We start from the raw sequence: 14,996 nt of genomic DNA, 5'->3' as shown, positions 1-14,996 counted from the left end.
CGGGGGTTTCCGCTAAGCTTCTGAGCATTAAACACATTAGCTTCAAAATCGAGCGGCTGGGACATCACATCACGCTATTTTTGGTTTCCGAGATGCGAGGTGCCCCGCTACACATAAGAGGTTTAGCTAAAATCCCCGCGTCAGCGCTTCTTAGGTTTTTATCCGCCGCCGGCTCGGTCCCCAGCCCAGACAGGCTGAGCAAGCCTCAAACCTGTTGTTTTTCAAAAAGCTTATAGATAAGCGCAACAAACCCGGGACGCACAGTCACACCTTCATTTCCACGCCACACACGTCTTTCCCGGCGTCCCGACCGACTCCGCTCCCAAGGGCAAATGCAGGCCCTCCTCGGTCAAACCCGGTGACAATCTTCTTCAACCGCCTACCCTTAGAGCACTTGAAACCACCAGCCGAGGCCGCGGGCCGCTCATACAAAATCATGCCGAACCGGATGCTTTTCCAAATCCAATCCCACTTCTCAAGCTTCTCAGGCCAAAAGGTGGAATAATAGGCGCCCGTGCGGTCTGTTGCGCCGCACCCAAGTGAGGCTGTATGACCAAAGACACGCGCATCTGGAAAGAAGGCGGCTGTCATTGCGGCGCGGTTCGGTTCCGGGTACGTGACCGCTTTGAGAAAGTACTGGATTGCAATTGTTCCATTTGCCGCAAAAAAGGATTCCTTCATTTAATTGTGCCGAAAAGCGACTTCACGTCCCTGACACCGGAAGAAAACATGACGCTGTACCAATTCAACACGAAAACAGCGAAACATTGGTTCTGCAGCACCTGCGGCGTGGCGCCCTTTTACGTGCCCCGCTCTCATCCCGACGGCTTCGACGTCAACGCACGCTGTATCGACGATCTCGATTTAAATGCCGTGCGCATCGAAACCTTTGACGGCGACCAGTGGGAGCAACAAATCGACACCATCGCGGGATACGAAACATGAACGACTCATACCGATTGAAAACCGACGAAAAAGGGGCACGCATCCAAAAGATGTTCGACGGCCTCGCCGCAAATTACGATTTGATGAACCGCATCATGACCATGGGCCAGGATCAGCGCTGGCGACGGTATGTGGTGGATCAAGCCGGGCTGAAACCGGGATGCACCGTACTGGATTTGGCGGCGGGTACGGGCGACATCGCTTTTGAAGTGCGCCGCCGATTTGACGACGCCGCGGTGATCGCCGGCGACTTTTCGCTGGGCATGATGGCGTTTGGAACGGGTCGGAAAGGCGGTGACGGCGTTCACTGGGTCGCCTGTGACGCCTTGGCCCTGCCCTTTGCAGACAACAGTTTCGACGCGGTTCTCTTTGGCTATCTTTTGCGCAACGTTACCTGTATTCAAACAGCGTTAAGCGAAATCCGCCGCGTCCTCAAGCCGGGCGGCAAGGCGGTTTGCCTGGATACGACGCCCCCACCGCCGGGCCTGCTGCGACCCTTTATCAAAAGCTACCTCAACCACGGGTTACCGCTGCTGGGCCGGGCTTTGGGCACAGATCCCTCGGCATACGCCTACCTTTCGAACTCGACACAACATTTCGAGACGGCGGAAGCGCTGGCCGACCATTTTCTGCAGGCCGAATTTGACGGTGTCGGCTTTCGGCACTTTTTGTTTAAAACCATCGCGGTCCATTGGGCTAGCAAGCAGGCGGGTGGGCGTCAACACAACACCTCAAAAAAAGACCTCTAAAATCAATACTTACAAATAAGCCAGGGACGCTTCTTGGTTTTTTTCGGATTTTAGGGTTGCACTTTCTCGGCGATCTGGTATCTTTCTCCCTGCTACGTGCCCAGGTGGTGAAATTGGTAGACACGCACGGTTCAGGTCCGTGTGCAGCAATGCATGGGGGTTCGAATCCCTTCCTGGGCACCACTCCCCCCTTCTCATGAAAGAAGGCGGGCGAAAACCTCGCAACAATGCGAGGTTTTTTTATTTCCACCGTCCCCACGGGTCCAAACTTTATTAATGCAGTCGCGGAGCCCCAGACTGATGTCCGCGGTCAACGCCGCGTTAAGATTCCGCAAGCATTTTATTGCTGCATGTGTTAGTTTTTGCATTCCGACAGGGAAAGAAGAGGGGCAAACGGGAAAGCATGCAGATTGACATTGCAACCAACCAAGCACTTGCGGATTTATGCGAAAACGCCGAGGGTCAAGCTTACATCACACTGGACACGGAATTCATCCGTGAGCGAACCTTCTTTCCCGTCTTGGCCTTGATCCAGGTTTCTTGGCCAGGTCAAGAACCGGTCCTGATCGATCCTTTGCCGATCACCAATTGGGACCCTTTCCACGAATTATTGTGCACACCGGAAACCATCAAGGTCTTGCACTCCAGCCGCCAAGACCTGGAGATTTTTTTCAACCAGATGGGGACCATCCCCAAACCGGTGTTTGATACGCAAATCGCGGCTTCCATGTGCGGGTTCGGTGACCAAATCAGTTACGCGGCACTTATTGCCAAGACCTTGGGCGTGCAATTAAAGAAGGGCGACAGTTTCACCAACTGGCTGCAACGCCCACTCACCGAGGCCCAAGTGCGCTATGCGCGCGACGATGTCGCCTACCTGCCTGACGCCTACGAAAAGCTCGTCGAACTGGCCGAAAAACAGGGCCGCCTCAAATGGATCCAACAGGAGACGCGCGATCAGTTGAACGATAATTTGTTCCGCAACGACCCGGAAAACCTATGGCGCAAAGTCAAAAAGGTTGGCCAACTCAAAGAAAAAGATTTGGTCGTCATGCAAGCCCTGGCGGTGTGGCGCGATAAAAAAGCACGCGAGCAAGACAAGCCGGTTCGTTTTGTCCTGTCGGACGAAGTCATGGTCGAGTTAGCCAAAATGGACCAACTCACGCTGGACTCCCTTCGTTCGCGCCGCGGTATTCACCCCAAGTTCGTCAATCGCTTCGGCGAGCACCTGCTCAAAATTCACGCTGAGGCGCGCGAAGTCCCCAAAAGCCAGTGGCCGCGCCTCAAAGAAAGCCGTCGCCGCGGCCCTTCTAGTAAAGCGGAGAACTTGGCCGATTTGGCTTGGATTCTGATCAAAGAAATCGCCCAACGCGCCAACATGGCCCCCGCCAACATCATCTTAAAGCGCGAGTTGGCACCGTTCATCGACGCGACTTTGCAGGGCCGCGACACCTCGCAATACGGCATTTGCGGCGGATGGCGCAAGGAAATGGTGGGTGACCTTTTGATCAAATTACTTGACGGCCAAATGACCATCCGTGTCGAGAACCACCACATCATCTGGGACGATCACGGAATCAAGGACGATTAACGCGGGGGTGCCGGCAGACGGTATGACAAGGTTTCCTGCATTTTTGCGCGGAAAACCCCGCGGTTCTCGCGTATAGAACAGCAAAGGCCGTGATAAGTTACCAACGGCGCGATATGGAAATCTACCGGATGCACGGTCGCTTTTCATTCGCTCGTTTGGCCATAGCCGGTTTAAAATAGACGAATCGTCCAAACGCGCCATCGTTATGTTATTCAAGTTCGAGGCACCCTCTTGTTTTCCCCTCCGTCACCGTTCCCGGAATTTTTTAGACGCTGCCTGCCCGCGCTCGCCCTGCTGTTGCTGTGTCTCGGCTGTGGCTCCAGCGAGCCCGCCTCGGTGATGAGCGCCGCGGCCGCCGAAAACCCTGAAGAGCCGAACGCAACCCAACCAGAAGTGGTGACGGAACCGGAACCCGTCGTGCAGCCCCCGGACTTTTACCCCGCTCGGGGTGATTACGCGGTCAGCCATATTTTAATCAGCCACCGTACCGCCGAGGCGGCGGGGAAACAATTGCGCACCCGCCAACAGGCCAAACTGCTGTCCGAGGAGTTAGCGGTCCAGTTGGCTGACGACCCAACCCGATTCGAGGAACTGGCAAAACAGCATTCGGACGGGCCCCGCGCCGAAGAGGGCGGCCGACTCGGCAGTGTCTACCGCGGCGACTTACACCCGCTGCTCGATACGGCGTTGGCGAACTTGGCGGTCGGCGCAATCCACGGCGAACCCATTGAAACGCCGTTCGGTTACCACTTCGTGCGTCGCGACGAACCCGCGGGCCGTCACTGGGGTGCCCTGCACGTCTTTATCCCCAAAATCCCTGACAATGAGGACAAAGGTCTCCGACTGATTAAAGAAATTAACGAACAACTTCTGGTTGACCCGTTAGAAAAAGTCGCCGCAAATTACCCCAACGACCTATACGGTCCCCGCTACACGGGTAGTTTTACGGCCGAGGAGATGCGTCTTCCGGCCCGTCTCATCCAAACGGTGCGCGAGCTCGACATCAACGGGGTCAGCCCGGCCATCGAATTGGAACAAGGCTGGGTGTACCTCAAACGGATCGAACTGGCGGTTCGCCATGGACGACACATTGTCATCAGCCACAAGGATGCAGCCCTCCCTCTCAACCAAACGGAACGGGCACGGGAGGAAGCCCGCACCCTAGCCGAAGACCTACTGGAGCAACTCAAAAATGCGCCGGATAATGCCGCTTTATTCGCGGAATTAGCGCGCCAACACTCTGACGCGACCACCCGCGACCAGGGCGGCACCTTCGGCCCCATGCTCAATGTGGATTTGTATTATGCGGTCGACCAAGCGTTAGATAAGCTGAACCAGAACCAGATTCACGAAACGCTTATCGAAACCCCGGTCGGTTTCCAAATTCTTCGTCATGCTGACCCGACCCAAGAACCGCAACCTTAGCCAAATACTCCTAACGCAAGCGCGGTCGGCGCTCCGTGCTTTTCTCGCGTTAGCCGCAAAGAAAACGCTTAAGGCAACGCATAACCTTTGCGGGTGAAGACCTGAGCACCGCGTTTTTTGACCCGTACATCGAGGCGATGAAAACCCGATTTGCGCGAGTGCGGCACCACGCCGAGCACATACAGGTGCTTGAGATCTTGTACAACCTGCTCGAAAAGGCCCGGTAGGCGCAAACCTCTTTCCGCGAAGAGAAACCGACCCCCGGTCTCATCGGCCATCAGTTCCAGCGCGTCACGATTGATACGACTCCCCATGCCAATGGTGTACAACACGGTTTCCAAACGTTGCGCTTCATTGATTGATTGGCGCATCCGCGCCGCTTTTTGGTAGCCCAATTCATAAATACTGTCGCGACCATCGGTAAACAACACCACGGCCCGCTTGCCGCGGCGGCGCGGCGCCAACAAAGCCAAAGCCTCGCCCATGCTGTCAAACAAGGCGGTTTGTCCAATCGGGTGCAGTTCAGAAATTAAGCGGCGAAGTTGTTTGCGATCTTGGGTGAACGAACTGAGCAAGGTCGGCTTGTTTTTAATCTCGATCAGCGCGATGCGGTCCTTGCTGTCCAACTGCTCGATAAACAGGACGGCGGCGCGGCGAACCACGGCAATCCCCTCCTCACCCAGAGAAGAAGAGGTGTCCAAAACCAGCACCAAATCAAGGGGCAGTTGGCGTGAATGAAAACCGGTCACTTCCAACGGCTTGCCGTTTTCGCGAACCTCAAAATCATCCTGCTCCAAATCGACCATGGCGCGACCACGGCGATCTTTCACCAAGGCATTCAACAACACAACCCGGGCGGTTTCCTCAAAATCCACGCGCAGTTCACGGGTGGCCAAGGGTTCGCCAAGCACCTCGCTGCCGTCGCTCAGGGTTACCTCGGCCCGCAAAACGTGCCGGTCAATGCTCGGCCCAAAATCTACCGGCCAATTCGAACGCCAGCCCTCGGCCTCGCCCACCAAGGTCTCGTCCAAAAACAACCGGGTCTTCTGCACGGCGCCTACCCGGTCAAAAGCCAAGACCACCTCGTAGGTATCGGACAAAAAAGCACCCGGCGCCGGGTCGACAATGCGAAGCTGGGCGGCAAGCGGCGCAACACCCCCAAAACACAGCAGCGAGAAAAACACCCAGCGCGGGATAAAGCCCCTCAACCGCAACACCTTCAAGCAATCCATACCACCATCCCGCGTAAAAACACTGACATCGCATTATCCCAACAAAAGACAGGGTTTCAAAGTCCCCCAACAGCGTGCAAAGACCATACCCACCCCGGTTCTCGCGTGACTGTCTCCAGAAAGGGACATTTTTCGCACGCCAAGGCTAAAAAAACGATCTCCGCGTTCCCTTCCCCCGCACAACCGCCTATGATGAGCCCACGAGTTCCCGGCGCAGGCGCTTGCCATTCAAGCCACTTGGCCGAACCAAGCATTGCCGCGGCGGGTTTGGCATCAACCCTGCTTAGAAGCCGAGCAGGAGTTTTTATCCGAGGAGCTGATAAGATGAAACATCGCACACTTTTATGTCTTTTGATCGCCGCTCTAATCAGCGTGGTCGCAACGGTTCAAGCCGGCCGGATTGAAGTTGCAAGCACCGAGGTCGGTGACTATACCCGACCCACCGGCAAACGCGCCCAGGTCCTAAAAGTCGTCCCCCATATGGCGATTAACGATTCCTGGCGGTCCGCGGTCATGGTACGCAACAACGCCAACCGCACCATCGCCATTACGATGGACTTGCTCAACAGCGACGGCAACCTCGCCCAGGCCAGTATCTTCGACGGTGCCAACGAGAACTTCCGCGGCAGTAGCTTTAACCTCAACCTCTCGCCTTTTGAAATTATCGTGCTTGAGTTCGACCAAATTCTCACCGGTGAAGCCAACCTTCAGGCCTTTTTCTATTCCGAAGATTTCGACAGCGAGTACAGCATCGAAACCACCTACAGCAGCTTCGAAGGCCAAACCAAAAACGCCACGGTCGGTGTTTTCACGGACGCACCCGGCCCCAATTTCCTGATCAATGTCGACCAACGCATCGACTCGTACAGCGAACGCCGCAAATTCCGCGGCATGGCGCTGACCAATACCAGCAATGAAAGCTGTGACTGCCGCGTTAGCCTGTTCGACGCCGGCCTCAACGGCCAAAACTTCCAACCATTGGTTACCATCAACCTGAACAGCATTCCTTCCGGCGGGAAATTCCTGGGCATCACCTACGACTTGTTCCCCTCCATTGACCAACTCTTGGGTCAATCCCCCTACGGCTACCTCGAGTTCGTCTGCACCCAAAACGTTTCGGCTCTGGCGCTTGCGTTTGAAAACGGAACGCAAATTTCGTCCTCGATTCCCGTGGACTATTTCAGCTTTGCACAAACCAAAGACGGCGAAACGGTACGCAAGTTCCGCAAATAGCATCCGCCGCCTAAACCAAAATGAAAACGGCCGCTGTTTCCAGCGGCCGTTTTCATTTTGGGAGCGGTCTCCCGGTTAATCCCGCATTTCTCACAAGGAATTCTGCGACGAACCCTTGTGAAAAATGCGGGTTAATCCATTTCCGGGTGCGGTAAAAAATCACCGCGCGGCAGAACCTTGCGGTAATTTTGCTCGACCGCGGTCGGCTGCTCCGGTGGATTCAGCAGGTTTTCGGCAATGGTACGACCGTCTCGGGTGAAGATGCGAATCACCAAACGACCCTCGCTCACATAGACGTCGCGACCGCCACGATCAAAACCAAAACCACCGAAACACTGGCGCATCCCCGAGGCGACGGTGATTAAATCGTTCCCATCGGGCGTGATCATGCGCAAGGTGTTGTCACTGCCGTCACCGGTTAACCCACGCAAGAACAAATTGCCGTTGCCGTCGTTGTTTAAACCGGAAAAAGCACCGGCCCCGTCGGGTTTGCCGGCGCCGTCGCCCGGCCAAATCAGTTCCACCCTGCCGTCGGGATCAATGCGGGCCACATTCCCCGAATCGGTGCCGACCATCAGACGCCCCTGCGCGTCCACTTTGAGAATGTCGTTGTTGCTAAACACGCTTTCGGTGGCGCCGGAGGGCACCCCACGACTGAAAATGCTTTCCACACCGTTGCGAAAATCAACCAGCGAATTAAAGGTTCCGTCGGGGATACCGGGGATCGGTGAGCCGCCGGAACCGGAAGAAAAGACAAGCGACCCATCAGGCCGCACCGCGATGCCGTCGACATCCCGTACCCTTGAAATCACCCGGTTCACCCCGTCTTGATCGCGCACGATGGAGGCATCGTTGCTGTCCGCGGTCAATTCGTAAGGCACCTCATCGCCACGCGGGGGCAACATTAAAACCCCGTCGTTGCCGGTTGAAGCGTACACGTTGAGGTCGTCGTCCACGGCGACAATGAAGGAGTTACTCAGATTCCCGCCACTTGCAAAGATATAGGAACGCAGGTGTTCTCGCGTTTCTGGATCGAGGATGTGTTTGGAAATGGTACCGTTCCCGAAGTTCATTGAATAGAAATTCCCCTCGCGATCGAAACTCACATCGGAACTGCCCAAGGTTGGGTCGGCTGGATAACGTGCCACCACCTCGGCGGCTAAACCGGGCGCAAGTCGCTCAGGCAAGCCGGGATTCAGCGGAAAGTCGAGGGTGGTTGTCTCCCCGGCGGTAATTTGAACATTCAAGATGCTGGTGGAAAAGTCGGCTTTGCTGACGGCCACCTCGTACAAACCCGCCTCAAGGGAAATGGAAAAAGAACCGTCCGCCGCGGTGACCACGGATTGCCCGTTTTGAAAACGAAGCTCGGCCTCGGCCAGCGGAAGATCGGAAAACAAAACACGAATGGTGCCGGCCAAGGTGCCGGTCCCGCGATCCGCGTTGATCACACTGCTTAACGAAGCGCCGCCTTCCGCGCGTATCCGCCAAAGCTGGTTGCGATCCCCGGCGAAGTAGATGTTGGACCCGTCAGAGGTGATACCACTGACCGAGGCACCCACCCCGCGAAGGACTTCACCAAACATCAACACCGAGACATGTTCCTGCTCATCAATGGCAAAGACGGTACCGGAGCCGGTATCGTACTGGTAGACCAAGCCATCGAAATGGCCTAAGCCGAATTCATTGAGGCCGGATATGCGGATCGGCCGCTCGTTGATGCTCACAAAGGAGCCGTCGAGCCGCTTTTTAACGAGGATCCCTGAATTGTAGCCGGCGTAGAGACCGCCGCTGCTGTCCACGGTCATGGCGCTCATGACACTTAAATCAAGGCCCGTGGCGCTTTCAGCCTCGGCTGTATCGAATACCTGTTGAAAGAATCCGTCCCCACGGTCCACTTCCAAGATGGAATCCGTAAACAAACCGGCAGGTCCGAAACTCCCCCGGCCCACGAGCAGGCGCCCTTCGCGGGTCACGGCCACACCGCGCACGGCGGGGATGATCGCAAATTTGCGGAACAGCCCACTCTCGCGAAACCAAGCACCCAACAGGAAGTTACTCAAACCGAAGTAAAGCGTCCCATCGGGAGCAAAAGCCAGCCCCTCGGAGGCAAAACCAATACTCGAGACTTGGCCGCCACCGAGATCCACCCTGAGGATGTTGGCACTCGCCCCGTTTTGCGCGATGAATAAATCGCCCGAAAGGGGATCCACGGATAAATCCTGCGGCAGATCCAATCCCAACGGATCAGGCGTGCTCACATTGTAAATAATCTCGGCGGTGAGGCCCGGCATGGTCACGGTTTGCGGCTCCGCCGTTTGCCCGAAGAGAAAACCGCCGGCCAGCAAGGTACAACCCGCAACGACCAGCCCGGCGCGTCCAACCATTCTGCTTAGAATCTCCATGATAAACCTCCTTCCACTTCCCGACCCATGCGTTCACCGGTTGCATTCAGCACGGTGTCAAACTCGTAGTAGGCGACGAAGTCATCGTCCAACAGATTGCGCGAGGCCACGAACAGTTCCAGGCCTTCCTGCTTCTTAAAGCGGTAGCCCAGCTTGACATTGACAAGGGTGTAGGCTTCCTGATTGTCGCGCGCAAAGTTGGGGCCGTCCGGTGACAGGTCGCCCACTTTAAACTCGTCCTCCGAAGTTTCGCCCACGTGGTGCGCGGAAAGATGGGTACTGAACCCGGATGGTAGGTTCCAAGTCAGACCCAGGTTGAGTTTGGTCTCGGGAGAGAAAAAAGTTTCACCGGAAAGGTCATTTAAATCCTTCGGATCAAGCCACATCGCGTTGCCGTATACAGAAACGCGTTCGTTGGGCACCCAAACCAAACCCAGCTGAACCCCCACGTTGTCGGCGTCGCTGAGGTTTTGGAACGAGGTGGTCGTGGTGAAGACGTTGGTTTCGGGGTCGAACTCAATTTCAGACAACAGCCCGCTGTCGGGGTTACCAATCAAGTCGGCGTATTCTTCAAAGAAGAGTTCACCGGTGAACTGAATCGTTTCACCGATTTGGGTGGTCACGGTCAGGTCGACGGTATCGATGGTTTCCACCGCCAAACCACTGTTGCCCCGAAAGCGTACCCGGTTGTTTTGATTGGGAACGTTGAACTCAACTTGAGAAAAGAGTTCAAACAGGCTGGGTGCCCGGAAGGCACGCCGCGCGGACAAGCGCAAGGTGGTGGTGTCATTGGGAAAATACATCAGCGAGGCCGTATAGCCGGAATCCTGATCGGTAATGGAATCGTCGTCCAAACGGACCCCCATCCCGATCATGAACTTGTCACCCGAAAGACGGTAGGTGAAGTTGGCAAACACCGAGTTGATGTCCTTATCGCTGTCGGCGACCAGGCCGCCCTCGTTCTCAATCTCGCGCGACTCAACCCCCAACACATAGTTAACGCGCTCCTCAACGGCGCTGCCAACGTATTGCAACGAGATATTGGTTGTTTCGGTGGTTCCGGCAAACAAGCGCGCCTCGTTGAAACTGGGGTAAAAAGCCTGCCCGTCCGGTGCGGCCAAAACATCCTCGGTTAAGGGCAGCAACGGGGTTTCGTAGTCAAAGCTGTTGATGTAGGCGTTGAATTGCAGCGCACCGGTTTCACCAACCTGATAATTCACGGTTAGGTGGATGTTCTCACCGTTGACATCCCAATCCTCGCGCGGCAGTCCCGGCTGTGGAAATAGCTCCATCTCACCGTCGGAAAACCCGCCGCTCAGCTTGAGATCGAGTTTGTCGTTCGGCTGCCAACTCAGCGACAGGGTGGCCCGCGTCATCTCCAAGCTGTCGTCGTCGGGGTTGAAATTGTAGGTGGTGGGAAAGCGGTTGAAACCCGGAAAGGTTACATCGGTCTCGTGGCTTTCCACTTTGTGCTGATTGGCGGAAAGCTTAAAACCAAAACGGTCCTTGTGACGGCGATAGAAAAAGCGACCGTCCTGACGGCCCTGGGAACCCGCGGCCACATGCAAAACGGAAGGCTGCTCACCGTCGACGGCTTTGGTAATAATGTTAATGACCCCGGAAAAGGCGTTGGCACCAAAAAGCGCACTGGCCGGGCCCCGAACCACCTCAATCCGTTCGATATCTTCCAGACCGATGGGGAACGCGTGCCAGAGGGTCACCCCGAACAAATCGTTGTATTCGGTGCGCCCGTCGATTAACACCAACAAACGGCGGTTGAAGTTGATGTTCTTCCCGCGAATCGACACCTCGGTTTGCGAGGCGCCCACCGGTAACACATCGATCTCGGCCAATCGCGCCAGCACGGCGGGAATCGAATCGGCCCCGCTCGCGGCAATATCTTTGGCGGTAATCACCGAGATCGGGATCGGCGATTCACTTAACTTGGAACTGGAACGGGTTGCTGAAACGACTTCGATATCGAGTAACTCTTCAAGAGAGAGATTACCAAGATCTAGGTCGTCCGCATCGTCCGCGGCAGTGAGCAACACACAGAAAAGCACCGGCCACAGGTACCGAAAAAGTTTACCCAAAACGGCCTTCATAAGGACCTCCTTGCGTATCCAGGGGGCGGACACGCGCGTACCCCGCGATAGGGACTGGACTCCCAAGCTACCGCGCGAACAGGCTCTGCCTCGGATCGCGGAACCATCCCAAAGGGACAAAAGGCTCGCATGGGTTTTATGGCTTGGTTATCTATTAATGGTCGTCACCATCTGCAATAATCTTTATTTTTAATAATTTAACACTTCCGATATTTTCCCAAGATTCGCCCCCATAACCCACCGGCTTTTCTCTAACAGAGCGTCTTATTTTTACCGAAACACCTCCTCTTTTTAGGATTTACAGATACCGCTAGCCCGCATTTCTCACAAGGATTCGTCGCGAGAAGCTGAAAGCCTTGTGTGTACGAAGATGACGACCAAGCCACGGCACAGGGGTCCGACCTTTCCCGGGGCCGACCTGTCGCGGGGCCGACCTTTCCCGGGGCCGACCTTTCCCGGGGCCGACCTTTCGGCGTAGCAGCTGAGGCGAAGGCGGCTCGACGGAGCAATGCGGAAGGACGCCCCCTCGTAATCGCATGGGTTGCCCCGTAGCAGAATTCCTTGTGAGAAAGACGGGCTAGACCAGCCGTTAGACCGCGTCACCCCCAAACGAGAAAAAGCCGACGCGGTAAACGTCGGCTTTTTCTCGTTTGGTTGTTGGACGGTGGTTTACTTAGCGCCCTCATCTACATAAGAAACAGGGCTTTCCGAGATGAACAACTCGTGGGACTTGTACTGCTTACCATCAGCGGACAATACCGCACGCAGGGAACCAGAGCCGATGTTAATGAAACTCTCATGGTCTTTCATGAAGATCTCACCAATATCGTCCATCCGCGCGCGACCCTGGCGGCGCAAAATGTTTTGGATATCCATTTGATCCAAACCATCCTGACGACCAAGCGCCAAACATACGGTTGTAAAAGCCTTGGCGCCGGAACGAACGCTGTCGCGGCTATCGCGACTGTCGCGACTTTCACGACCACCTCGTTCGCCACGCGACCCGCGTGATTCACGCTCACCGCGCCCGCCACGCTCACCGCGCTCACCGCGATCTGGACGCTCACCACGCTCCTGACGCTCACCGCGTTCAGGGCGGTCACCGCGTTCAGGGCGGTCACCGCGTTCAGGGCGCTCGCCGCGTTCAGGGCGCTCGCCACGCTCGGGACGATCACTCATGCGCTCGTCACGATCACGGTCACGATCTCTGCCACGATCACGGTCTCTACCCCGGCCGCGACCACGGCCGCGACCTCGGTCGCGGTCCCGATCGCGATCACGGTCGCGACCACGACCACCGCGATCACGTTCACGACCTTTACCGCGTCGAGAAGAACCGCGCGACTCTTCGCCTTCACCACTCTCATCGCCTTCTTCACCCTCGCGCTCCGTATCACGCAGCGTTTGGTATTGGCTGGTTGGATCTTCGACAAGTACCGGTCGCAAAAACTTTTCAAGCAGCAATGGCAACAAGCTTTGGGCTTGTTCCGGTGAAAGCTGGCCGGCGAGTTGGGTGAATTCGTCGGCAATATCGGCGTCCTTGGCAAAGTCAATCGACTCGAGCTTGGACAGATGGTTGGTGATGCGGCCTTCGATAATTTCTTCTTCGGTGGGGAGTTGGATTTCCTCAGCATCGATGCTGTTGACCTTCAAGCCCTGACGGAACCCGGCCAAATCAAGGCTGGAAACCAAAGAGATGGCAATCCCGGATTTGCCGGCGCGACCGGTACGGCCACTGCGGTGGACGTAGGTTTCGGAATCGCCGCTGGAGGAGTAGTTAAACACGTGGGTCACCGCGGGAACGTCGATACCGCGCGCGGCCAAATCGGTGCATACCATGTGCTGCACCTGCCCGTTGCGCATTTTGTTCAGCGTTTTCTCACGCTGTTTTTGGCTCAAATCGGAAGAAAGGCCCGCGGCGTTCACGCCCGCCTTGGCCAGGAACAAGTGGACCGACTTCACCTCGGAACGGGTGTTACAGAAAATGAAACTGATCTCGGGGTTCTCTTTTTCGAGAAACGCAAGCAGGGCGCGTTCTTTTTCGGCATTCTCCACCATGGCGTATTTGTGAGCGATTTCTTTGGGCGCGATGTCACTTTCGCTCATGGTGATACGCTCGGGTTCGAGCATGTGCTGGTGGATCAAACTTTCCACGCTGTAAGGGAACGTCGCGGAACTCATGATGACCTGGCGGCGACGCGGCAGGTGCTTAAAAATGAGCTGGACGTCTTGAATGAAACCCATCGACAGCATTTTGTCGGCTTCGTCGAGAACAATGCCGCGCACAATGGAGAAACTCATGGTACGGCGTTTAAGGTGATCCAAAATACGGCCGGGCGTGCCGATCACGATCTGGGCACCCTCGCGCAACGCGGTAATCTGGCTTTTCATGTTGGCGCCACCATAAATGGAGGCGATTTTGGTGTCGGTCCCTTTGGCAAGCGAGGTCAGTTCAGAGGTCACCTGGGAAGCAAGTTCACGGGTCGGAACAAGCACGACGAATTGGACGGCGGGCACGTTGTCCATAATGTTGTTGAGCAGAGGAAGGCCAAAGGCGGCGGTTTTGCCACTGCCGGTCTGCGATTGAATGACGACGTCTTTTTTCTCGATGATGACGGGGATCGCTTGAGCCTGGATCGGCGTGGGCTTCTCGTAGCCCTTAGCCGCGAGGTTTTCCATGATTTGTTCGGAAAAACCCAGTTCTTGAAAGGTGTCCATGGAAGCTCCTAGACGTTTTGAGATGTGGTGGACGATCAGGGGCCGCTGCGTTCGCGGGCAGCGGGCAATGGGACAAACAACCCGCGGCCGAACGGCTTGGAGACCTGGACCAAAGCCGTCTTCGGCAGGTGCATCCGGCGGGGATTATGGGGGAAGGAGGCTCGGCCTCGGGTGGTGACAGGGCGCAGCCAAAAAATCAGCATTCATTCCGTGGAGCCGCCTAGGTCAAACTTCCGGTCTTGTTCAAGCGTTTCAATCGCGTGGCCGCGGCAGGCCGATCAACAGCGCCCGACGTTTAGCCTGGGCGGCTCCCCACAACGAATTTAAAATTTTGGGACTGCTCAGGTCACAACCTGAAAGTGTTTCCGTTGGGGAGAAGGGGTTGGAGGCCACCGTCCTCGGTTATGCATTACTCCGCTCGTCACGTTCGAGCGCTTTGCATGGCGCGGAAACGGGCACATGGTACCCCTGGATGGAATCGAACCATCGCACCTGGCTCCGGAGGCCAGTGCTCTATCCACTGAGCTACAGGGGCATATTGACAACAAAGCTTAGCAAAACTTGTCTTAAGTTGCCACGTTCTTCTTTGAATTATT

General features: G+C 56.0%; 9 protein-coding genes and 2 tRNA genes. 6 read left to right on the top strand and 5 right to left on the bottom strand.

The features are described 5' to 3' along the window. The first annotated feature begins 549 nt into the window (after positions 1-549). The 5 genes from J3U88_RS26900 (at position 550) to J3U88_RS26880 (ending at position 4,710) form a co-directional block, all read left to right on the top strand. The gene (locus tag J3U88_RS26900; RefSeq protein WP_207862101.1) at positions 550-945 is read left to right on the top strand and encodes a GFA family protein; all 396 of its coding nucleotides are present in this window, start codon (positions 550-552) and stop codon (positions 943-945) included. Then, a complete protein-coding gene (locus J3U88_RS26895) occupies positions 942-1,694 on the top strand; it encodes a ubiquinone/menaquinone biosynthesis methyltransferase (RefSeq protein ID WP_207862100.1) in 753 nt (250 codons plus the stop codon). The genes J3U88_RS26900 and J3U88_RS26895 overlap by 4 nt, the downstream gene beginning before the upstream one ends. Positions 1,695-1,792: 98 nt before the next feature. After that, a tRNA-Leu gene (locus J3U88_RS26890) sits at positions 1,793-1,877 on the top strand. Positions 1,878-2,097: 220 nt separating this feature from the next. Further along, positions 2,098-3,285, top strand: a complete 1,188-nt coding sequence (rnd, locus tag J3U88_RS26885) for a ribonuclease D (RefSeq protein ID WP_207862099.1) — start codon at positions 2,098-2,100, stop codon at positions 3,283-3,285. A gap of 231 nt (positions 3,286-3,516) precedes the next feature. Beyond that, entirely contained in the window at positions 3,517-4,710 is a 1,194-nt protein-coding gene (locus J3U88_RS26880; protein ID WP_207862098.1) for a peptidylprolyl isomerase, read from the top strand. Positions 4,711-4,778: 68 nt separating this feature from the next. On the opposite strand, the gene J3U88_RS26875 is transcribed toward J3U88_RS26880, so the two are convergent. Further along, a complete protein-coding gene (locus tag J3U88_RS26875; protein ID WP_207862097.1) occupies positions 4,779-5,942 on the bottom strand; it encodes a VWA domain-containing protein in 1,164 nt (387 codons plus the stop codon). A gap of 324 nt (positions 5,943-6,266) precedes the next feature. Between J3U88_RS26875 and J3U88_RS26870 the strand changes: the two genes are divergently transcribed. Further along, on the top strand, positions 6,267-7,175 hold the full coding sequence (locus J3U88_RS26870; protein ID WP_207862096.1) for a hypothetical protein: 909 nt from the start codon (positions 6,267-6,269) through the stop codon (positions 7,173-7,175). 131 nt (positions 7,176-7,306) lie between these two features. Here J3U88_RS26870 and J3U88_RS26865 read toward each other — a convergent pair whose 3' ends face one another. The 4 genes from J3U88_RS26865 to J3U88_RS26850 form a co-directional block, all read right to left on the bottom strand. Beyond that, positions 7,307-9,577 carry a carboxypeptidase regulatory-like domain-containing protein gene (locus J3U88_RS26865; protein WP_207862095.1) on the bottom strand — a complete coding sequence of 757 codons (2,271 nt, stop codon included), beginning with the start codon at positions 9,575-9,577 and terminating at the stop codon, positions 7,307-7,309. Next, positions 9,565-11,682 (bottom strand): TonB-dependent receptor plug domain-containing protein, encoded by a 2,118-nt coding sequence (locus J3U88_RS26860; RefSeq protein ID WP_207862094.1) that lies wholly within the window; start codon positions 11,680-11,682, stop codon positions 9,565-9,567. Before J3U88_RS26860 ends, J3U88_RS26865 begins: the two co-directional genes overlap by 13 nt. 669 nt (positions 11,683-12,351) lie before the next feature. Beyond that, on the bottom strand, positions 12,352-14,400 hold the full coding sequence (locus tag J3U88_RS26855; RefSeq protein WP_207862093.1) for a DEAD/DEAH box helicase: 2,049 nt from the start codon (positions 14,398-14,400) through the stop codon (positions 12,352-12,354). A 460-nt stretch (positions 14,401-14,860) separates the two neighbouring features. Next, a tRNA-Arg gene (locus J3U88_RS26850) sits at positions 14,861-14,935 on the bottom strand. Between the last annotated feature and the right edge of the window lie 61 nt (positions 14,936-14,996).

This window comes from Acanthopleuribacter pedis (genome assembly GCF_017377855.1).
GTDB lineage: Bacteria > Acidobacteriota > Holophagae > Acanthopleuribacterales > Acanthopleuribacteraceae > Acanthopleuribacter > Acanthopleuribacter pedis.
This window is presented reverse-complemented; position numbering and strand designations above follow the sequence as displayed.